The sequence below is a fragment of the Flavobacterium sp. UBA4854 genome (assembly GCF_002399805.1).
In the GTDB taxonomy this organism is placed as follows: Bacteria; Bacteroidota; Bacteroidia; order Flavobacteriales; family Flavobacteriaceae; genus Flavobacterium; species Flavobacterium ginsengisoli.
This window is the reverse complement of sequence record NZ_DHEI01000083.1, coordinates 88,409-88,849: the sequence shown is the minus strand read 5'-3', so window position 1 is coordinate 88,849 and position 441 is coordinate 88,409. Positions and strand designations below refer to the sequence as shown.

Sequence of the window (441 nt, the reverse complement as noted above, 5' to 3'; positions counted from 1 at the left end):
CACGTTCCAGAAGGAGCAACTCCAAAAGACGGACCAAGTGCCGGTATTGCAATGCTTACTTCATTAGTTTCGCTTTTAACTCAGAAAAAAGTAAAGAAAAACCTTGCTATGACTGGGGAAATTACGCTTCGAGGAAAAGTATTGCCAGTTGGCGGTATTAAAGAAAAAATCTTAGCAGCAAAAAGAGCAGGAATTAAAGAAATTATTCTTTGTCACGAAAATAAAAGCGATATCGATGAAATCAAAGCTGAATATTTAGAAGGTTTGAGTTTTCACTANNAAAGGTTCATTGACCATTACGGGAAATCTTGGAACTGTAATGAAAGAATCTGCTACAATTGCATTAGAATATATAAAAGCAAATGCTAAGAAATTAGGCATTAGCACTGAACTTTTCCAGAAATATAATATTCATTTACACGTTCCAGAAGGAGCAACTCC

At 35.3% G+C, this 441-nt stretch carries 2 protein-coding genes; both read left to right on the top strand.

Annotated features, from left to right (window positions below; translation table 11 throughout):
- Positions 1-369 (top strand): S16 family serine protease (locus B3J44_RS11860; protein WP_286968623.1); only part of this gene is annotated, 369 nt, incomplete at its 5' end.
- Positions 320-441: S16 family serine protease (locus B3J44_RS11855; protein WP_286968641.1), on the top strand; the 122-nt coding region annotated here is incomplete at its 3' end. The genes B3J44_RS11860 and B3J44_RS11855, both read left to right, overlap by 50 nt.